Genomic DNA, 21019 nt, shown 5'->3' with positions numbered 1-21019 from the left:
CTCGGCCTCCTTCAGGATGCCAATGATCTGCTCTTCCGTGAAATGCTTCCGCTTCATCTGTCCGTCCCTTCGAGGGGCCGGTCTCTAGTTCCAACTGGATGAAGAAACGGGGGTCACGTCACGACAGATGAAGAGCTTACAGAAGTTCGCCTCGGTCCATGCCAACGTCCACAATCATTTCAATCTGGAACGTCACCTCGTCGATCGCATCACCTACAAGGAACGCCGCTCAGCCGCACTGGCCGAGTGGCAAATCCTGGCGAGCTAGGCCGCAATCCTCAAAGACCGAACTCCATCGTGTGGAGACGGGTTCGCGTTAGACTGATGGTGTGGACGGCGCTCTGTTTGGCAGTTGATTCGGGAGAACCCGCTGCGAAGCTGTGATCGTTGTCAAAGCGATCTGCACAGGAGTACCGTCCATGAGCAAGTTACCCATCGATCTGTCGTCGGTCACCACGGTTGGCCTCGATCTGGCCAAGCATGTGTTTTTCATCCACGCCGTCGATGTGCAGGGCCATGTGGTCTTTGCAAAGGAAGTTCGGCGCCGCGATCTTCTCTCCTTTTTCGCCTCGCTGCCGGCATGTCTGGTTGGCGTGGAGGCTTGTAGCTCGGCGCACCACTGGGGCCGCGAACTCACGGCATTGGGGCACGATGTCCGCTTGATGCCGCCGGCCTATGTGAAGCCCTACGTCAGACGCCAGAAGAACGATGCGGCCGATGCAGCGGCGATCTGCGAAGCCGTGACGCGTCCTTCGATGCGCTTCGTCAAGGTCCGGTCCATCGACAACCAGGCGGTGCTGATGCACCACAAGGTGCGCGAGATGCTGGTGCGCCAGCGCACCCAGATCCTCAACGGCCTGCGCGGGCATCTCGCCGAGATCGGAATAATCGCGGCACAAAGCCCGGTTCATGCTCGCGCCCTTGCTGACCTTTTGCGTCATGGCGATGTGTCCATCCCTCAGGCCGTGGTGAGGGCTCTGTTGCCGCTGGTCACCCAGCTCGAGCATCTCGATACCGAAATCAAGGACGCCGATGCCGCTATCGCCAGGCTGGCCAAAAACGATCCGGTTGCGACTGCACTCATGTCGATCCCGGGTATCGGTCCGGTCACTGCCTCGGCGCTGGTTGCCAGTGTTGGTGATCCATCGGGGTTCGCAGGACCACGACAGTTCGCCGCGTTCCTTGGCCTGGTACCGCGACAGAACTCGTCGGGTGGCAAGCCCCGGCTCGGGCGTATTTCGAAGATGGGCAATGCCTATCTGAGAAAGCTTCTGGTCGTGGGCGCACACGCCGTGCTTTATCATCGCGCGCGGCATGCTGATCCACTCCGCTGCTGGGCGCAAAAGCTGATGGAGACCAAGCCGTTCAAACTGGTTGCGGTCGCCATCGCCAACAAGCTTGCCCGCATCGTCTATGCGGTCATGACGACCGGCACATCTTATCGCGCTGCAAAGGCCTGAGTCCCAGCTTCACGCCTTGCCGTAGCGCTCTATAATCACGGGTGACCATGAGGTGATGCGACACAACCGGACATAATCTGCCAAGCCCGAGGTGCTGTCTGCGCAACACAAGCGCGCTAGACTGAATGGGGCCAGCAGATCAGCGGACAAACATCAGGGCCAGTGGTTAAACCCACAAAAAAAAGGCCGGAGACATGACCGCACCCGCGACCGTCGACGAACCCAATATCACCCTTGATCGCAGGGCGCCGTCCAGACATGACAGCACCTCGCGGAGAACTGTCGGTCGTTGTGCTACCGGCTGAATCAGTATTCCGCGGTCAACACCAACTCCTATGCCTACGATGCCAATGGCAATTTGATTTCGGACGGTGGGCTGACCCTCGCTTACGATGCGGAGAACCGACTGATCGGCGCTTCGGGTACGAGGAGTGCGGGGCTGGTTTATGACCCCAATGGTCGTTTGTACGAGACCAACAATGGCGGTGGCGGCGGTATCACGCGCTTCGTTTACGATGGTGACGAACTTGTTATGGAATTCAATACGTCGGGTACCGTGTTGCAGCGCTACATTCACGTCCCAGCGCCGACGACCCACTGGTGTGGTATCAGGGCGGGACGCTAACTTCGCCGCTCTACCTCCACGCCGATCATCAGGGATCGATTGTCGCGCTCAGTGATCCACTGGGGAATAAATATGCGATCAACAGCTATGACGAGTGGGGTGTGCCCTCCGCACAGACGCTCGCCATTACTCAGCGTTTTGGCTATACCGGCCAAGCGTGGCTTCCCGAGCTCGGCATGTATTATTACAAGGCCCGCATCTATGCTCCCCAACTCGGACGATTCCTGCAGACCGATCCCATCGGCTACAAAGACCAGCTGAACCTTTACGCTTACGTCGGAAACGATCCTGTGGATGGAAGCGATCCGACTGGTCTTGCTGGCTGTACACAATCTACTGGGACTTTAATTTGTACTAAAGCGACAGAAGCTCAAGCTGAGGCGCTCAAAGATGTAAAAAGCGTTCAAGCTGGATTGAAGCAACTGCAACAAGAACGCAAAGCTGTTGAGGGCGGAAAACAAGAAGGGCTCTCAAAATATGCACAGGGCTTAGAAAAGTCACTTACCACGCACTTTGGGTCTGCCTCGGATAGCGTTATATCGAAAGTACAAGGCCAGTTAGCCGAAGTTAGAGGAGCTCTCGAATCTAATGGTCCCGACTACAAGTATAACTACCAAGAACGTAGTTTACCTAGTACTACGTGGGGAAAGACTTTTCCTTACAGTGGAACTGTCGAACTTGGGCGCAAGTTTGAACATGGAGACCTCATGTGGCGCGAAGTAACTATTCTGCATGAATTTAGACATTCGTTCGGTGCCAACACTGTTACCGGCGAAGTGTATGATGATGATATTTACAAAAGTCCAACTCCTTGGTTTGCGACCCGCAATGCCGATAGCTTTGCTTGGTTTGTGTATAAATCGACACACTAAGGATTTATTTATGCGATATCTGAGAATGACATTAGGTATTCTTATTGCAACATTTACGGGTTATTCTTTTTTATATTGGTTTCAAAGAGCAAGCCGTGGAACTGTTTGGAGAGAATATAACGTAGTTACGATAAGTCTGACGTTGATATTCTTTTTGATTGGCGTCTTTTTGACGGTAACCTCAATCCGTCAGAAATAGACTTGTCGATGAGTGTTCCTGTTTATGGTGCTAGACGGTTGTGTCAGACCAAATGCACCGGCCTTAATGGGGGGCACTGTATCGCCGCCAGGTGCCTCGCTCGCGTCAACCAGCATCACCATATCGCTACTTCAACTCGTCGCCGGGGCTCTGTCAGAGCAAATGCACCGACGGCTCTGTCAGACTCAATGTACCGCTCATTAAGTGAGGCGGTTCTGTCAGGAGGATGTGGCAGTTCAGGGGTCTGGCTGGTAGCTTGAGTGGATGAGCCGTAAATCTCGAGCCAAGCCGGCTAATCCGTTTCGGTATTTCCACTCCGCGCCCGAGCTGATCCGGGAAGTCGTGATGCTGTACGTCCGATTTCCGCTGAGCTTGCGGAACGTAGAAGACCTGCTTTTCGAACGCGGCTATGATCTTTGCCACGAGACGGTACGCCTGTGGTGGAATCGATTTGGCCCACTGTTTGCAGGTGAGATCCGCCGCAAGCGGGTCAATCACATGCGCGGCTTTCGCGGTATTGTCAGGGTAACTTCTGAATGACGCGATGTCCGGTCATTCCGACATTTTACGCGGTAGCGGCAGACGCGGCGTTCCACTCCACCATAGCGGCAGATCGAAAGTGTTTCATCGTGTTACGGGATATCAGGTGACGTTCGATATTGAAGGTGTTGTAGATCGCGCCGTGGGTTGAAACGAAGCGTTGCGCCTGGCCCTGGGACTTGAACCGTTGCATTTTCCGCTCTCGTCTCCGGACCGGCAGGTGCGAGTTCTCCACCCGGTTGTTCTCGCGTAATCGTCCGGGTTTGTGACGAGCCAAGCATCCCAGGTCCCGCAGCGCAGCTGGATATGAGAGCAGGCCATCAGTCACGATTTGGTCCGGCACGAAGCCTTGGCTTTTCAGCAGTTTTCTCAGCAATTTCAGGGCTGCGGCCTTGTTTCGACGTTTCTGCACGAGTACGTCGAGGACCTCGCCTTCCTTATCGACGGCGCGCCACATGAACATCCGTTTGCCGTTGATGCACACGACCATTTCGTCGAGATGCCAGACGCTGTCGGCCCGCCCGCGACGCCTGCGAATATTGGCGGCAATGGCCGGACCGAACTTGTTGGCCCAGCACCGGACGGTCTCGTAGGTCACATCGATCCCGCGTTCGGCGAGCATCTCCTCAACATCGCGCAAGCTCGTGGTGAAACGGAAATACAGCCAGACTGCCAGTCGGATTGTGTCCGCCGGAAAGCGGTGTCGCTTGTAGGAAATCGGTTTCATGCTCCTCCCTCTAGCCGAGCGAGCGCTGGCTTCGGAGACAAGTTAGCATTAGCCTGACAGCACCTGCGCCGAGCATGTGGTTCATTTGACGCCCTAATATATTACAATGTCAGCGTTGGCGTAGCGGCCTGTTTCGCCCGACAACATCGCTGGTTGCGAACATGTTGGGGGAAACGTCCAGCCATCAGCCTTCGGCCGGCGCACCGACAGCCGTTGCGATCAGACAGATCATGCCAATTGCGACAAAGCCGATCCGTTGCGTGACAGTGCCCGTCTTGTCCTTGATCGACACAATCAGCGCCAAGGCACATTGCAGCGCATAAAAGAGCGCAAAGGCGCGCGAAGACAGCGCGACCACTTCGAACGGATCGGTCAGCCAGACGACCACGATCGCTAAAGCACCAGCAAGTGCAAAGGCCAGCGGCACACTGATCTTGCGACGCGAGACTTCATTGACCAGCCCTCCCGATCCAATCGAGTCCGCCACCGCCGCGCTCAACTGGCTCGAAACCGCACCGGCCAGCACGAATATGCCGAGCGCCGGCGCGATCAGTTCCATGATATCGAGGATGCCGGCGACGCCCTCGGTTGCCGCGGCCCGCGTCAGGAATGGCGTCAGCAACGCGATGAAGGCGAGATAGATCGCTGACGAAATCCACTGCGCATGGCGCATCGTCCGGATCCGCAATGGGGCGGGATAGGCGTGCCCGAGGTAGCGCGATGTCTCGAACCCCTGCACCGTGATCAGCAGGCCGAGCAGCATCGGCACGCTGGCGAACGACAGCTTCATCGGCGGCAGCGGATCGCCCGTGCCGTTCACCGCCCATGAGATGCCGAGCGCGACCAGCAGCCCGGCGATGATCCCGATCTTGATCGAGACGGTTCCGTGCGCGAGATGCTCGACCTTGCGCAGGCTGCCGCCCAACGCGAGCAGCGTCATGAGCACGATCAGCACGGTAACGATGACATTGGCCGCAAGTGGTTGCGACGCGGGATCAATCGCGACAGGCTTTAGGGAGAATTCTGCCAGCAGCTTCAGGTAATAGGCAACCGACACTGCGTAAGCGAGCGCCAGCACACCCTGCGTGACGCGGGCGAGCCAGGCGACCGGATCGTTAAAAAGCGCCGCGGCGAGGTGCGGCTCGACATGGGTGATGTTAAACCGGATGACCCACCCGACCGCATAAGCGAGCGCCAGCAGCATGGCCATTGCACCCAGCGCCGCGCTGCCGAATTCGCGCGCGAGGATCGGTCCGCAGATCAAAAATCCCGAGCCGATGATCGACGCCAGCGGCGTCACGGTAGCACGCCAGCCGTCCGACCGTGCAAACTTGCCGAAGGTCAATGCGATAGTGACGCCGATTGCGACAATAAGTGCGACACCGACGATCATGGATTTCCCTCGGATGGCGCCCTGACGACGCGTAACAGGATGCGCTTGATCGTCCCACCCTGGACGATGACGGAAAACAGGACGACGATGTACGTTACCGCGAGGATGAGCGATCTGGCAGGTCCCTCCGGCAGGCCCAATGCCAGTGCGATAGAGATTCCGCCGCGCAAGCCGCCCCAGATCAACGTTATTCTGGCGATCGGTCGATGGCCCGGCACTCGCGGGACGATCAAGAGTGGCAGCAACACAGAAACGGTGCGAGCCGCAAGCGCCAGCGGGATTGCCGCGAGGCCCAACATCAGGAGTCGCGCGTCGCTGGAGATCGTCACCACTTCCAGGCCGATCAGCAGGAACAACACGGTGTTCAGGATGCTGTCAATCAGGTCCCAGAACTTGTGCAGGTAATCGCGCGTCGTCTCGCTCATCGCGTGCGCGACCCCGGCATTGCCGATGATCAGTCCTGCCACGGCCATCGCCACAGGTCCGCTGACGTGCAGGGGCCGCGCGATCGCATAGCCGCCCATGACCACCGCCAAGCTGATCAGCACTTCGACCTGGTAATCGTCGATCGACCGCATCATCCGGAATGCGATCCAGCCGATCACGAGGCCAAGCAGAATCCCGCCGCCGGCCTCGACAGCAAATAATCGGGCTGCTCCCGTTATCGAAAACGCCTCGCCGGACAAGGCCGAGGCCAGGAGGATGGCGAAAATGACGACGCCCACGCCGTCGTTGAACAGGCTCTCGCCCGCAACTGTCGCCTCGAGCCCTGGCGATACGTTCGCGCGTTTGAGCACGCCCATGACCGACACCGGATCGGTCGGGCTGATGAGCGCGCCGAACACGAAACACCAGATTGGCGAAACGTCGAAACCGATAAGGCGCGACAGGAGCAAGAATCCGCCGCCAACCAAGGCGGTCGACAATGCTACGCCGACCGTGCTGAGCACGATGATCGGCCATCGCCCGCGCTGAAGTTCGTGCCAATCGACATGCAACGCTCCGGCGAACAACAGGAACGACAGCATTCCGTCCATCAGGGTCGTATGAAAATCGATGCCGGCGATAAACCTGACAATGTCGCTGGAGAAATCGGCACCCGGTACAACGCGGTCGATCGCCACGACCAATAGCGAAGCGACGGCGCCCATGACGGTCAGACCGATCGAGGACGGCAGCTTGAGGAACCGGTAGTTGAAATAGCCGAGCATGGCGGCAAGGACGATCAGGATCGCCGAGGCGTCGAATGGGGTGAGCGACAAACCGCCGGTCACCGCGGAGTGGCGATCGACAATGCTAAACGAGAGCCGGCGGGCGCCCCTCCGGTCGCGCCAATTCCCTGCGTGGCCAAAATCGCCGCAATTGCCTTTGCTCGTCGTTGGGCTAGGCTCGGCTTGGACGGCAATTCGCCGGCCGGCAAACCGGGAACGGTCAATGCCGGGACGTTCCAGCGACTTGCTGCCCATGCCGAGGTCATCACGGCTGCTCGGCCCGCAACGTCTAGCTCGTCCGCATCATCGGCAAAGGCGATTTCGGGAAGCGCCATTTGTGGCGGTACTATCGCGACATTCCAACCGTCGGTTTCAGCGGCCGCTCGCGCTTCCAGCGTGCGATAGGTGGCGATCGCCGCGCCCGGCAACATGACCGCCCTAGCCGTTGCGCGGCGATGGTCACGATCGATCGTCACATCATCCGCCGAGACTCCGGCAATCAGGGCAATGACATGCGCCAGTTCCGTCGATTGCCGAGCCACCGGATCGGATTGATCGCCCGCGCGCCGCAATTCCTCGCGCTGGGCATCGAGCGCATCGGCGCCAGCACCGAGCAGCAATTGATCGACATCGAGTCGAACCGGTCGACCTAGCACTGCCTCGATGGCCTGTTTCAGCGGCGCTGTTTGCTGGACCTGCCCGCGCGGCGTGATGACGACGGAACGAATGGCAATCGGCTCGCGGTCGAATTTGATTTCCAATTGCGTGACGCGGGCATCACTGCCGAACCTCTCATTCAGGACTGAACGAACTTGCGAAACCGTAAGCGCCTCGCGGGCAATGTGGATCAGCGAAAGCCCGAGCGGGACGGCCATGATGCTGAAAACCAGCAGCAGGATGATCGTCTGCGTCCAGCTTTGCTGGCTCGAAAGATAATGCCCAAAGCCATAAAATCGCGCCATTGCGGCTGCGGCGAGCGCAATAGTAATGAAGTTCGTCAGGAAAAGGGCGAACGATCCGCCGAGCACCGGCAGGTTCCAGGTTGGCAGGCCATAACCGGTCACGGCAAGTGGCGGCATCAGCGCTGTCGCGATCGCGACCCCGACGATGGTTTCTCCCCGGCCCCGAATGATCGCCAGGCTGCCGGCCAGTGCCGCGAACAGCGCCACACCCAGATCGAAGAGATTAGGTCGCGTCCGCGAAACGATTTCTGCGGTCTGCGCCTGGAGCGGGGACAGTGCGACGATCGCCGCGGTGAATACTACAGCAAGGAAAGAGCCGATCAAAAGAGCCACGGCCGCTCGTCGCATTTCGGAAAAGTCGAAAAGGGCCAGACTGAACCCGAAGCCGAGGATAGGGCCCATCAGCGGAGAGATCAGCATCGCCCCGATTACAACGGCAGGAGACGATAACAGCAGGCCCAGAACGGCAATGCCGGCAGACATCATCGTCATGAAGGCATAACGCGCGGACCAGCCGCTTTCGGCAAAGATTCTCGTGACTACCGTTTCGTGGTCGATCTGCTCCACGACAGTCCGCCGCCACCAGCGATGCAGAGTCAGCCGATCGAGGCGATTTCGAAAGCCGCTACGGTTTGAGGACGGTGTATCGGCAGAGCTCGGCATCATCTTCCTGTCAGAGGCAAAATCGGCGCGCCTTACTCGCGGAGATTCCGCAGAGCGCTTTCGCCTAGCGTTATACGTCCCGCTTGTCCCGCGCACCTAAGCTTGTGCGACTTAGCGATAAGTTGACCGTCAACCAGACGATACGGCCGAAGCTGCGGGCAACCCGAAGCGGCCGCGGCTCTGTCAGGCCGGCACTGTCAGAGCAACGGGGCAGCTACTTTCCTATCTGGTTCACAGTAGCTTTCGATCGGGAAAGTCGTTCGAATTGACCGTGTTTGGACGCACTCTGTTCCACACAGCTCGCACAAACCTTCACCCCCATAAGGCGCAAACGAACCAGATACTGGTTAGTCTGACAGCACCGCTATCGTTATTCAAAGTATGATTTGTTCGGCGGGCAGCACACTTATAAGGCTGATCTGACATGGCGCCCGATCAGCCCGCTGCTGATCCGCGGCAGCTATTCGGTCGCGATCCGAGCCCCGAGTCTCGGCAATCTGTTTGGGCCCACATCGGTCGCGCAGTTACCAATCGGGACGTTGCCCAACGCTGGCGATCCTTGCGCGTTCGGAAGCGCCTACCGCACCGGAGCTAATGCCACGCAGGTTCAGGCCCTCTGTCAGGCGCAAGGCGTGCCCGCCGCACTCTATCCAACCTATACCTATGGAATCTCGACGGTGCCCGGGCAGGACGGCAGCAACCCCAGCTTGACCCCGGAGAAGGCGCGCACCTATTCGTTTGGGGCGGTGCTGACGCCAAAATTCGACAGCCTATTGCTCAGCCGTATCGCGTTGTCGGTTGATTATTATCATATCACGATCAAGGACGCGATCGGATCGCTGTTGTTGTCGGATATCCTGCCGCGCTGCTTCAACTCAGACCATACGAGCAATCCGACCTACTCGGTCAACAACGCATTCTGCCAACGGATCGCGCGTGATCCACTGACCGGTCAGATTTCGCTCGGTCAGCAGGGACTGTTCAATTTCGCGTCCTATACCGTTGCCGGCATTGATACCCAGTTTAACTGGCACGTTGGGCTCGATGCGCTGGGCATGTCAGGTAACGCTGGCGCGATCGAACTGAATTCCACGGCGTCGTATCTGAAAGACTATAAGGTTGCGGGCCTGCTCGGCTCACCCACCCTAAATTATGCCGGTAGCGCCGGCTATGGCGGCGTTGGCGGCGGGATTACTCACCCTAAATGGAAGATCAACACTAGCGTCAGCTACATTCGAGAAGACTTCAAGGCGACGCTGTTGTGGCGTCATATTTCGAGTATGATCCATTCGGATCTGCTATCCAATCCGGCGTCAACGACGCCGGGGGTGTCGGCTTATAATTATCTCGATTTCAATGTGCAATTTGACGTCGCGAAGCGCTTCACGTTCGGCTTCGGCGGAACCAATCTGACTGACAAGGGCCCTCCGTTCATCAGCGCATCACCGCTGACGACTGATGCCGCAACATACGACGTGATCGGTCGCGCGTTCTATGCCACGGCAAAAGTAAGGTTCTAACGCCTCCGACACCGTCACCGGGATTGCTTCGGGTATGAACATTCTTGTCCTGCCCGGTGACGGCGTCGGTCCTGAGATTTCCAAGGCCACGCTCGATGTTCTTCGGGCTGCGGATGATGTGCTCGCGCTCGGGCTATTGTTCGAGACAATGGACATCGGCTTTGCCAGCCTCGCCAGGCAGGGATCGACCTTGCCCACTGCCGTGACGGCGCGCGTGCCCGAAGTCGATGGCGTTCTGCTCGGCCCCGTTTCCCACGCCGAATATCCGCCGCGCACGGAAGGCGGCATCAACCCATCGGCCGAGCTGCGGGTCAAGTTCGACCTGGGTGCTAACATCCGGCCATCGCGCTCGCGCGTCGGGTTAAGCCTGCTACGCCGTCCGATGGACCTGATCATCGTCCGCGAATGCACCGAAGGTTTTTACGCAGATCGCAACATGTACGCCGGCATTCCCGAATTCATGACCGACGGGGACACCGCTTTGTCGGTACGCAAAGTTACGGCCAAAGCCTGTCGCCGCGTGGCGCAGGTGGCGTTCGATCTCGCACGGCAGAGGCGCAAGAAGGTGACGGCCGTCCACAAGGCCAATGTGCTGAAGATGACCGATGCACTGTTCCTGCGCGAAGTGCGTCGTGTGGCCGAAGACTATCCCGACGTTGTTCTGGAAGACCTGCTGGTCGATGCGACCGCCGCCTTGCTAGTGCGCACGCCCGATCGTTTCGACGTGATCGTGACGACTAATATGTTCGGCGACATCCTGTCCGATGAAGCGGCCGAATTGTCGGGCAGTTTGGGTCTCGGCGGATCGATCAACACCGGCGACACAATCTGCGTTGCGCAGGCGCAACACGGCTCGGCACCCGATATCGCCGGGCAGGATGTGGCCAATCCCGTGTCGCTGATCCTCTCGGCGGCGATGCTGCTGACCTGGCGCGCCGGACGTGACGGCAATGACCGGCTAGCGGCAGGCGCCCGGTTGATCGATAGGGCGCTCGAGGCCGTGCTGGCCAATCCCGCAACGAGGACGCGCGACATTGGCGGCATGCTGGGCACGGAGGCTTTCACTGCCGCGGTCGTCAATGCCATCCGCTGTTCCGCCACGTGACCAAAGCGACGATCCTTCGCCCGGGTAAACAGGCGTCGTTCGACCGCGGCGCTGGGATCCGGACGACACCGATGGTCACGCGCGCCATCGGCGCAACACATTTTATCAACGGCATTACGCGTTTCGATCCCGGAGCCTCCGTGCCGCTGCACTTTCACAATTGCGATGAGAGTGTGACGCTTTTGTCCGGTGAGGCGATTGCCGAAATTGCGGGTCGCGACCACCCGGTCTCGCTTTACGACACTACCTTCATTCCCGCAGGGGTCCATCACCGCTTCATCAATGCCTCTTCGAGCGAGAGCATGACTATCATGTGGATTTATGCATCTGTCGATGCCGACCGGACGATCGTCGCCACCGGTGAGACTCGCCGGATCGATGAGGAGCATTCGCTAATCGGGCAGCTGCGTTGATCCGGCGCGCAACACGACGTTTCCGTTGGCTCGGCGCGTCATCGTGCGCCAACATTGTATCTTCCCAATATAGCAGTTTGCCGATGGCCGAAGCGCCCGCACGCGAACATGATGCAGTAATTTGTAGGAGCATCGCAGTGAAACATCTGACAGCATTACTGTGTGGGATACTTACCGCCGCCACGGCGAGCGCGGCACCTCCGCCGACCCGTTTCCATATGGCAAGTCCCGTCGCTGGCGTCGGTGATGGCGGCTGGGATTACGCCACCGTTGAGGACGGCGAAGCGTTCGTCGCGCACAGCGATGCGGTGACGGTGTTCGATCTCGCGCACGGGACGTCGCGTAAGATCGGCCATGTCGCGCGCGCCCATGCTGCCCTGCCCATTGCCGGGACGCACTGGCTGCTTGTGACTAGCGGGGGCGATGCGAGCGTTCGAATCCTCGACCGCCGGTCAGGCGTAGAAGCGGCGCGCATTGCGGTGGGAGCCAACCCCGATGCCGCGATCTTCGACGCGCAGACCGGGCACGTGCTGGTGATGAACGCCGAGGCCGGCACAGTGTCGGAAGTCGACATCGTACGCCGTCTGGTCGTACGTACGATCACGTTGCAGAGCGGCCTCGAGTTTGCCGCGATTGGTCGTGGTCGGATCATGTATGTCAACAATGAAGATGCCAATACCATTGACCGCGTCGACCTCGGCTCGGGCCGGGTGGAAAGCCCGATCGCGATGCCTGGATGTGAAGGTCCGAGCGGCTTGGCCTATGACGCCCGCAGCAACCGGCTGATCGCCGCTTGTGCCAACGGCAAGGCGGCGATCATCGATGCTGGCGCCGGACGCCTCGCGCAATTGGTCGACATCGGGCACGGCCCCGACGCCGTTATCTTGGATGCGCGGCGGCGGTTGGCCTTCATTCCCTGCGGTCGCGACGGTGTGCTCGAAATTTTGTCGCTTGGTGACGCTGGCGTGGTCCGGGTTGCCACGGTCGTCACCGAGGTGGGCGCGCGCACCGGCGCACTCGATGCAAAAACGGGGACGCTCTATTTGCCGACAGCCAAGCTTGGCGCTCCGCCAGCTCCCGGCAAGCGAGCTCCGATTCAACCCGGAACGTTTCATCTCGTCGTCGTGCGCAGCTCCTGAGCGGTGGATCGGGCAGCCGCGATAAAGGGCACGGCCAGCATTGGGAAAAACGATAGATCGTGCCACCGTCCCGCAACCGGCGGGCCGCTAATCGTCGAGCAGCTCCTTGTTGAGCCGACAAAAAGGACGACGAATATGACGAAGGTATTTCTCGCAATCACGATGAGTTTGGTGAGCGGCGCAAGCGTCGCTGCAACGCTTCCAAAACCCAAGCTATCGATCGCGCAAGCGCGCGCCATCGCGCTCCGCAAGGCGCCCGGCAAAGTGACCAAAGCCGAATATGAGAAGGAAGACGGCCTGTGGCGCTATTCTTTCGACATCCGCCAGGGCAAGATGAACCACGAAGTCGGCGTGAACGCTAACACCGGAGCGATCGTCGAGAGCACCGTTGAGCCGCTCGGCAAGGCGGACTGACACGGGCCTGATGAGTGTGCGCATTCTCATCGCTGAAGATGATGCCGGAACGGCCGAGTTCGTCGAGCGTGGGCTCCGCGAACTCGGCCACGTCCTGTCCGTCGTTACGACCGGCCATGATGCACTGCACGCAGGATTGACCGAAACCTTCGACGTCGCCGTTCTCGATCGCATGTTGCCGGGGCTCGACGGCATCGATGTGCTGCGCCGATGGCGCGTCGCCGACATCAAGACGCCCGTTATTTTGCTGACCGCCCTGGGCGGCATCGCTGATCGGGTGACTGGTCTCGAGGCCGGTGCGGACGACTATCTAGTCAAGCCGTTCGCCTTTGCCGAACTCGCTGCGCGGATCGGTGCCTTGATGCGGCGTCCTCCGATGAGCGACGTGCAGACGCGCTTCGCGGTCGGCGACATCACGCTCGACCTACTTGCACGCGAAGTTCGCCGGGGAGACCGGGAAATTCGCCTGCAACCGCGCGAATTCGCGTTGCTCGAACAATTGATGCGCAATGCCGGCCGCGTCGTCACGCGAACGATGTTCCTCGAGTCGGTATGGAATTTCCATTTCGATCCGCAGACTAACATCGTCGAAAGCCATTTGAGCCGCATGCGCGCCAAGCTCAACGACGGGTTCGACCGCGATCCGATCGAGACGTTGCGCGGCGTCGGTTACCGGATGCGTGAAGATGGCTGATCTACGCTCCAGCGCGGCCTATCGTATCGCCTTTGCATATTCGGCGGCGTTTGCACTGGCGATCGTGTTGCTCGGTGCGGCGGTCTTTCTCGTCGCCGATGCCGAATTCCGGCAGCAACGCGACCAAGGTATCGTCGAGGAAAGCGCCGAACTCGGGCGTACGCAGCGCACAGAAGGTTGGCAGGAACTGGTGGAGGCGATCGCGACGCGCGAAGCCGGCGGTGCCGGACGCACTTACGGTTACGCCATTTTCGACCGCAACGGGCGACGGCTGGCTGGCAGCCTCGATACGCCGCGTCCGAAGCCTGGCTTGCGCGACATTGTCTTCCGCGATCCGCATGAAGGGCCCGATCCGGCGCGCGCTCTCGCCCAACCACTCCCGGGCGACCTCATGCTCGTCGTAGCGGTCGACTCGGAACCGCTCGAACGGATCGATGGGACGATCCTCATCCTGTTCGGCATCGCCCTTGTGGCCGTCTTGCTGCTCGGAGTCGGTGGCGCGCTGATTCTCGGCGGCTACCTCCGCCGGAGCCTCTCTCGCATCACCGGGACGGCGCAGGCGATCGTCGGAGGCGATCTTGACCGTCGCATGCCCGTCGGCCCGCGCGGCGACGAATTCGATGCGCTGGCTTCGTCACTCAACGCGATGCTCGACCGTATCGCGCAATTGATGGAAAATCTGCAGCAGGTATCGAGCGACGTGGCGCATGATCTGCGCACACCGCTGACGCGCCTGCGCACCTCGCTCGAGAGGGCATTGGACAATCCCGCGGACCCCGCGCCAATCGAGGAGGCGTTGCGGCAAAGCGACGCGATGCTGGCTCTGTTTGCGGCGATCCTGCGCATTTCGGAGGTCGAAGGACGCGTGCTCGAGCGGTACTTCACCCCCCTCGATGTCGCCGCCGTCGCGCGCGATATCGGCGACACTTACGCGCCGGCAATTGCCGATGGCGGCCGCACCTTGGAATGCGTTATCGCGCAGGATTTGTGGGTGACGGGGGATCGAGAGCTTATCTCGCAAGCGCTTATCAATCTGCTCGACAATGCGCAGCGGCACACTCCTTCCGGGACGCGGATCACATTGCTCGCCGATCGCTTAGACGCCGACATCCGCCTTAGCGTGCGCGACACCGGACCCGGCGTGCCTGAGGCCGACCGCGAGCGTATCGCGCGCCGCTTCGTCCGCCTTGCAGCCAGCCGTTCCACCCCCGGAAACGGTCTTGGCCTCAATCTCGTTTCCGCGATTGCCGCAGCGCATTGCGGCAGGATGCAGGTCGGCGACGCCCGCCCGGGTCTGATTGCCACCATATCTTTGCCGAGCCTCAAAACATGAAACGCATGTTCCTCATTGCCCTGCTCGCGACCGGCGGTTGCGCCAGCTACACGCCCCATCCACTCGCCATCGGTTTAGAAGCCGTGCTGGCGCCGCCCGTCGCGGCGATCGTCGCGCGCGACGCGCTGGCCATCGATAGGCCCTATCTCAAACCCGTCGAGATCGACCTCAGCCAGCCACTCGATCCAAACGCGATTGCGGTTGTCGCGGTGATTGCCAACCCTGATCTTAAGGCGCAGCGCCTGCGGGCTGGCGTGACCGATGCACAGGCGTTCTCGGCGCGGCTGCTCCCCGATCCGACCTTCAGTACGGGTGCCAGCAAGGTCGTCAACGGACCCGATCCGTTGCTCGACCTCGCCAACGCGCTGGCGATCGACCTCAATGCTTTACGCACGCACGCTGTGCGGCGGGCTCAGGCCGATGCGCAGACGCGCCAGGTCAGGCTCGACCTCGCCTGGGCCGAATGGCAGACTGCGGGGCAGGCGCGGATCCAGGCGGTGCGTATCCAGAACCTCGAACGCGCGCTGGCCATTGCCACGGCGGGACGTGCCGCAACTCAATCCCTACTCGATCGTACCTTGCGGGCCGCGGGTCGCGGCGACCTCCCCGCCGATCAAGTTCAAGCCGCGCGCATCGGTGCGTTCGATGCGCAGGACCGCCTGCGCACCCTCGAGCGAGATCTCGCCGCCGCGCGCTTCGAACTGACCAAATTGCTCGGCCTGCCGCCATCCTTTCCCCTGACATTGGCGCCCGCGCCCTTGCCCCCGCCTCCGCCAGACGCCGATGCCTTGTTCGCGCTCGCTCGCACGGCGCGCGCCGATCTCCAGGCATTGCGCGCTGGTTATGACGCTCAGGAGGCGGCGACCCACAAGGCAGTGCTGGATCAGTTCCCGACGCTCGGCCTGTCGGTCAATGCCAACCGCGATTCCGCGGGCAACACGTTACTCGGTCCGGCAATCGACTTCACGCTGCCGTTATGGAATCGCAATCGCGGCGGCATCGCTATCGAAAACGCGACGCGTAACGCGCTGAAAGCCGAATATGACGGCCGCCTCTTCCAGACCCGGGCGGAGATTGCCGCCGCGGTCGGCGGCATCGCCGTCGCCCAGCGCCAACGCGCGGCGGTGATGCGGGATCTGCCCGCGCTTGATAGGTTCGCGGCCGCGAGCCGCCGCGCGGCGAACCGCGGCGATCTCGCCCTCGCGACAGCAGAAGCAGCCGAACAAGCGGTGCGCGACAAGCGCGCGCTGCTGGCACAAGCAGAACAAGACCTGTCCGAGCAGTCGATCGCGCTCGAACTCCTAACTGGCACACCGATGGAAGACTGGCCCCGATGAAGTCCTTGACCCTTTTGGCCCTGCTAAGTTGCGCGGCTTGTTCAAGCGGACCCACTGCTGACGAAGCTGAGCCCGCACCCGCCGCGCTCGTAGCGCTGGCGCGTGCAGACCAGGGTAACCTTGCTCAGGACGTTATCATCTATGGTGTCGCCGAGGGCGGCGCCGGCGCCAAGGCAAGTTTGTCAGCGCCGGCCGAAGCGATCGTCTCGCGGATCGTCGCCCCGGTCGGTACGCGCGTTTCGGCGGGCGACATCGTCGTCCAGCTCTCCGCAAGTCCGACGACGCGGCTCGATATCGTCAAGGCATCCACGGACGCCCGCGCTGCCGACGCCGCCTACGCGCGAGCTCGGCGGCTGCGCACCGACGGTTTGGTCGGCAACGCCGAACTCGAAGCTGCGCGCGCGGCGGCCGCGGCAGCCGACGCAACGCGCGCCAGCCTTGGCGGTCGCGCGGGTGCGCTCACGCTGCGCGCGTCCTCGGCCGGTTTCGTGGAAACGATTCCGGTCAATCCAGGCGATACCGTTCAAGCGGGTGCCGTCGTCGCGACAATTGCCCGACCGGGCGACTTGCGCGGCCGGTTTGGTGCCGATCCCGCAGTGGCGCGCGCGCTGCATCGCGGTGAAGGCGTCATGATCGCAGCGACCAAGGGACGGGCCGCTTTCACCGTGCCGGTGGACGCTGTGACGCCGGTCGTCGATCCGGCCACGCGGCTTGCATCGATATTCGTGCGCATACCCGCGCAGGTTGGATTAGCTGTTGGCGAAACCCTGACGGGTTCGGTTGCGGTGAGCAGCAGCAACAACATGCCGACCATCCCTTATGCCGCTCTGCTGGACGATGGCGGCCAGCCATATGTGTATATCGTCAAGGCCAATGTCGCGCACCGTCATGATGTCGTCGTCGGCGCGACGCAGGGCGACCGAGTCTCGATCGTCAAAGGCGTAGGCCAAGGCGACACCGTGGTGACGCAGGGGGGCACTGCGGTTGAGGACGGAATGAAGGTGCGAACCCAGTGACGACCATCATCGCCGCCCATGCCCGCGCGCTGGTGCTTGCCGCGCTGCTGCTGACCCTCGGTGGGATCGTCGCGGCCACGCGGCTGCCGGTCAGTCTGTTTCCCCACATTGACTATCCGCGGGTCGTTGTAGCGGTCGACGCGGGCGACCGCGACGCCGACCAGATGGCGGCGGAGATCACCAGGCCGATCGAGATCGCGCTGCGGGCGGTGCCCGGGGTCGAGCGGATCCGCGCGACGACCAGCCGCGGATCGGCCGAAGTGTCGCTGAATTTCCCTTGGGGGCAGGACATGGTCGCAGCGACGCTCGCGGCGCAGGGCGCGCTGGCCACCGTGCTACCCGATTTGCCGGCAGGGACGCGCTTCGATGTCCGACGGTCGGACCCGACGATCTTTCCGGTCCTCGGACTCGCCCTGACGTCGTCATCGCTGGACAACCAGGCCTTGCGGCAAATCGCCGAGTTAAAAATTCGCCCGGCGCTGACTGCTGTCTCCGGTGTTGCCGGAGTCGATGTGCTTGGGGGCAGCCCGCGCGAATTCGTCGTCGAGGTCGATCCGGCGCGCGCCCAGGCATTGGGGCTCAGCCTCGCCGATATTGCCGCCGCGCTCGGCAAAGGCAATGATGTCCAGGGCATCGGCCGGATCGAGGATCGCCACCGGCTGTACCTCACACTGACGCAGAGCCGGATCGCCTCGATCGCCGATCTCGAGGCGATGCCGGTCAAAGCCGGGACGACCGCTGGCGCCGGCATCGTTACGCTCGGCCAGATTGCCACGATCAGCCCTGCCGCCGAACCGAGCTACACGCGCGTCACTTCCGACGGTCGCGACGCCGTTCTGATCAATGTTCGCCAGGCACCCGATGGTGACAGTGTGCGGATCGTCAAGGACGTTGATGCGCGACTCAAGTCGCTCGGCCTGCCGCCGAGCATCAAGGTCACGCCGTTCTACGACCAGTCGGAACTGGTTACCGGGGCCGCCAACGCGGTGCGCGACGCGATCCTGCTGGGCGCGGTGCTGGCAGGGCTGGTGCTGTTTGCGTTCCTGCGCTCGGGGCGGCTGATGGTCATTACCGGACTGATGCTGCCGGCCGTTCTGGCCGGCACCTGCCTGATCCTGTTCGCGCTGGGCATGAGTTTCAACATGATGACGCTAGGCGGGATGGCGGCGGCGGTCGGGCTGGTCGTCGACGACGCGGTCGTAATGCTCGAGCACATCATGCGGCGCATGCAGGAGGGAGCCGCGCGCGGCGTTTCTGGCGTTCTCGCCGCGGCAGCCGAGATGGGCACCCCGCTGATCGGCTCGACCTCGGCAACGATCATCGTGTTCCTACCATTGGCGTTTATCAGCGGGGTTACGGGCGGCTTTTTCAAGGCGCTGGCGCTGACGATGGTTGCGGCTCTCGGCCTATCGTTGCTCTATTCGCGCTTCGTCATTCCGTTGGTTTCGGCGCATTGGCTGCGTGATAGCGACGCCAGTGCGGCGGAACGCGCGAACAGCTTCATGGACCGCATCGGGCACGGTTACGACCGCGTTGCCGACCGGGCATTTGTCCGGCCGGTGTGGTTTGCAGTGGTTCTCGCGATCGGCATGGCGATACTCGGCTGGCTGGCTTGGAGCCACGTACCCTCCGGCTTCATGCCCAAGATGGATGAAGGCGGATTCATCCTCGACTACAAAGCGCAATCGGGAGCCGCATTGAGCGATACCGACCGGCTGCTGCGGCAAGTCGAAACGATCATCACCAAGACTCCGGAAGTCGCCAGCTACTCGCGCCGCACCGGCGTGCAATTAGGCGGCGGCCTGACCGAGGCAGACGAAGGTGACTATTTCATCCGGTTGAAGGGCGGTTCACGGCGGAACATCGAAGAGGTGATGGCGGATGTGCGGCATCAGGTTGCCGAAAAGGTTCCTGGGCTCGAGATCGAAACTGCACAGCTGATGGAAGACCTCATCGGCGATCTAACTGCTGTGCCGCAACCGATCGAGGTGAAGCTATTTGGCGATGATCCAGCTCAGCTCGAAGCAGCGGCCAAGCGGGTAGGTGAAGCGATCGGCAAGGTGACGGGCGTTGTCGAAGTTGTCGACGGGCTGCGCATTGCTGGCGACGCGATCAGCATCCAAGTTGATGCGGCACGCGCCGCGCAGCAGGGGCTCGATCCCGCGGGGGTTGCGGCTCAGTTGAGTGCGCTCGTTGGCGGAACTCCGGCGACCCAAGTGCGCATCGGCGAGCAACTGGTTCAGGTCCGTGTGCGCGCGCCAGCCAATCTGCGATCGAGAGCCGACGACCTCGCGCACCTTCCGATCGTAGCGCCCGATGGCCATGTCGTCCGCGCCGCGCAGATCGCCACAGTATCGATCGCTGCGGGTCAAAAGCAACTGACACGAGAGGACCTCGCACCGTTCATCGCAGTAACCGCGCGGCTGGAGGGACGCGATATGGGCTCGACGATGAAGGACGTCCGCAGCGCTGTGTCGGGGCTTAAAATGCCCGCATCGATCCGCGTCGATTACGGCGGCCTGTACGCGCAGCAGCAGCAAAGCTTTGCCGACCTGTCGATGGTCTTTGCTGCCGCCTTGCTGCTTGCCGCTCTGCTGCTGACTCTACTGTTCGAAAGGATTGTCTGGACAATCGCGGCCATTGCGACCGTCCTGCTGTCGGCCGCTGCGGTACTTAGCGGCCTGTGGTTGACCGGTATCGAGCTCGATATTTCGGCGCTGATGGGACTGACGATGGTCGTCGGCATGGTCACCGAATTGGTGATTTTCTTCTTGGCCGAGATCGACCGGAAAGTGGACGTGGATCTCGCGGCGTTGCGGGAGGCGGGTTCGAAGCGACTGCGTCCGATCCTGATGTCGGCGCTCATCGCGATCCTGACGCTCGCTCCGCTGGCGCTTGGTCTGAGTCGCGGTGCCGGGCTGCAGCAGCCGCTGGCGACCGCGATCATCTTCGGGCTGGTGGCGGCCGTTCCCTTGGTTCTGTTATTTCTCCCAGCCGCAATAGTTTCACTCTCGCCTGCAAAGGATGTCCGTGCGGCGTAGCGGGTGCCAGTCAGATCCGACATTGGGCGCGCGATTGTCGGTAGGATTAAGTCACGTAGGTGCTGTCAGACCAAATGCACCGGCCGTTAATCGGATCGGATTAGCTGCCAACGAATGCCCCGCCTGCGCAAACCAGCATCGCCTTTCCGCTACTTCAACTCATCGCCGGAGATCATTCGGCTGGTGGTGATGATGTATGTCCGCTTCCCGTTGAGCTTGCGGAACGTGGAGGACCTGCTTCTGTGGTTGCCGCCCGGTGTGCAAGAGGTTTCTGATCCAATGCGCGCGTGATCGAGTGCGGTCTTCTGTAAGGCCTGTGAATGCGACATTATGAAAAGTCGCTGGCCGGTATGGT

General features: G+C 61.3%; 16 protein-coding genes and 4 pseudogenes. 16 read left to right on the top strand and 4 right to left on the bottom strand.

Annotated elements, in window-relative coordinates; genetic code table 11:
- Positions 1–118: 118 nt before the first annotated feature.
- The 5 genes and pseudogenes from ACM9ME_RS14845 to ACM9ME_RS14825 all read left to right on the top strand — a co-directional run.
- Positions 119–268 (top strand): annotated as a pseudogene (locus ACM9ME_RS14845) (IS6 family transposase); the annotation flags it as partial.
- 172 nt (positions 269–440) lie between these two features.
- Positions 441–1460 carry an IS110 family RNA-guided transposase gene (locus ACM9ME_RS14840; RefSeq protein ID WP_415644242.1) on the top strand — a complete coding sequence of 340 codons (1020 nt, stop codon included), beginning with the start codon at positions 441–443 and terminating at the stop codon, positions 1458–1460.
- 289 nt (positions 1461–1749) lie between these two features.
- Positions 1750–2085 (top strand): hypothetical protein, encoded by a 336-nt coding sequence (locus ACM9ME_RS14835; RefSeq protein WP_415644239.1) that lies wholly within the window; start codon positions 1750–1752, stop codon positions 2083–2085.
- Positions 2061–2957 carry an RHS repeat-associated core domain-containing protein gene (locus ACM9ME_RS14830; RefSeq protein ID WP_415644238.1) on the top strand — a complete coding sequence of 299 codons (897 nt, stop codon included), beginning with the start codon at positions 2061–2063 and terminating at the stop codon, positions 2955–2957. The genes ACM9ME_RS14835 and ACM9ME_RS14830 overlap by 25 nt, the downstream gene beginning before the upstream one ends.
- Before the next feature lie 463 nt (positions 2958–3420).
- Positions 3421–3669: pseudogene (locus ACM9ME_RS14825) on the top strand (IS6 family transposase); the annotation flags it as partial.
- A 52-nt stretch (positions 3670–3721) separates the two neighbouring features.
- Here the strand turns inward: ACM9ME_RS14825 and ACM9ME_RS14820 are convergent.
- From ACM9ME_RS14820 to ACM9ME_RS14805, 4 genes are all read right to left on the bottom strand, one after another.
- Positions 3722–4423 carry an IS6 family transposase gene (locus tag ACM9ME_RS14820; RefSeq protein ID WP_415644236.1) on the bottom strand — a complete coding sequence of 234 codons (702 nt, stop codon included), beginning with the start codon at positions 4421–4423 and terminating at the stop codon, positions 3722–3724.
- A 184-nt stretch (positions 4424–4607) separates the two neighbouring features.
- Positions 4608–5816: a hypothetical protein gene (locus tag ACM9ME_RS14815; protein ID WP_415644235.1), complete on the bottom strand. Its 1209-nt coding sequence runs from the start codon at positions 5814–5816 to the stop codon at positions 4608–4610.
- Positions 5813–7090 carry a cation:proton antiporter gene (locus ACM9ME_RS14810; protein WP_415644234.1) on the bottom strand — a complete coding sequence of 426 codons (1278 nt, stop codon included), beginning with the start codon at positions 7088–7090 and terminating at the stop codon, positions 5813–5815. Before ACM9ME_RS14810 ends, ACM9ME_RS14815 begins: the two co-directional genes overlap by 4 nt.
- Positions 7087–8655, bottom strand: a complete 1569-nt coding sequence (locus tag ACM9ME_RS14805; RefSeq protein ID WP_415644241.1) for a DUF389 domain-containing protein — start codon at positions 8653–8655, stop codon at positions 7087–7089. Before ACM9ME_RS14805 ends, ACM9ME_RS14810 begins: the two co-directional genes overlap by 4 nt.
- A gap of 377 nt (positions 8656–9032) precedes the next feature.
- Here ACM9ME_RS14805 and ACM9ME_RS14800 point away from each other — a divergent pair.
- From ACM9ME_RS14800 to ACM9ME_RS15485, 11 genes and pseudogenes are all read left to right on the top strand, one after another.
- Positions 9033–10172, top strand: a pseudogene (locus ACM9ME_RS14800) (TonB-dependent receptor domain-containing protein); the annotation flags it as partial.
- A 34-nt stretch (positions 10173–10206) separates the two neighbouring features.
- Positions 10207–11277, top strand: coding sequence for an isocitrate/isopropylmalate dehydrogenase family protein (locus ACM9ME_RS14795; RefSeq protein ID WP_415644233.1), 1071 nt, complete (start codon positions 10207–10209; stop codon positions 11275–11277).
- A complete protein-coding gene (locus ACM9ME_RS14790; RefSeq protein WP_415644232.1) occupies positions 11274–11690 on the top strand; it encodes a cupin domain-containing protein in 417 nt (138 codons plus the stop codon). The genes ACM9ME_RS14795 and ACM9ME_RS14790 overlap by 4 nt, the downstream gene beginning before the upstream one ends.
- A gap of 83 nt (positions 11691–11773) precedes the next feature.
- Positions 11774–12829, top strand: coding sequence for a YncE family protein (locus tag ACM9ME_RS14785; protein WP_415644231.1), 1056 nt, complete (start codon positions 11774–11776; stop codon positions 12827–12829).
- Positions 12830–12964: 135 nt separating this feature from the next.
- Positions 12965–13243, top strand: coding sequence for a PepSY domain-containing protein (locus ACM9ME_RS14780; protein WP_415644230.1), 279 nt, complete (start codon positions 12965–12967; stop codon positions 13241–13243).
- A 16-nt stretch (positions 13244–13259) separates the two neighbouring features.
- Entirely contained in the window at positions 13260–13937 is a 678-nt protein-coding gene (locus tag ACM9ME_RS14775; RefSeq protein WP_415644229.1) for a response regulator transcription factor, read from the top strand.
- Complete coding sequence (locus ACM9ME_RS14770; protein WP_415644228.1) at positions 13930–15270, top strand: sensor histidine kinase; 1341 nt, start codon at positions 13930–13932, stop codon at positions 15268–15270. The genes ACM9ME_RS14775 and ACM9ME_RS14770 overlap by 8 nt, the downstream gene beginning before the upstream one ends.
- A 5-nt stretch (positions 15271–15275) precedes the next feature.
- Positions 15276–16607, top strand: coding sequence for a TolC family protein (locus tag ACM9ME_RS14765; protein WP_415644227.1), 1332 nt, complete (start codon positions 15276–15278; stop codon positions 16605–16607).
- Positions 16604–17623: an efflux RND transporter periplasmic adaptor subunit gene (locus ACM9ME_RS14760; protein WP_415644226.1), complete on the top strand. Its 1020-nt coding sequence runs from the start codon at positions 16604–16606 to the stop codon at positions 17621–17623. Before ACM9ME_RS14765 ends, ACM9ME_RS14760 begins: the two co-directional genes overlap by 4 nt.
- On the top strand, positions 17620–20664 hold the full coding sequence (locus ACM9ME_RS14755; protein ID WP_415644225.1) for an efflux RND transporter permease subunit: 3045 nt from the start codon (positions 17620–17622) through the stop codon (positions 20662–20664). The genes ACM9ME_RS14760 and ACM9ME_RS14755 overlap by 4 nt, the downstream gene beginning before the upstream one ends.
- A 114-nt stretch (positions 20665–20778) precedes the next feature.
- Positions 20779–20904 (top strand): annotated as a pseudogene (locus ACM9ME_RS15485) (IS6 family transposase); the annotation flags it as partial.
- Between the last annotated feature and the right edge of the window lie 115 nt (positions 20905–21019).

Source organism: Sphingomonas antarctica, from assembly GCF_965137005.1.
GTDB lineage: Bacteria > Pseudomonadota > Alphaproteobacteria > Sphingomonadales > Sphingomonadaceae > Sphingomonas_O > Sphingomonas_O antarctica.
Note: the sequence above shows the minus strand (reverse complement) of the source record. Positions and strands in the feature narration are given on the sequence as shown.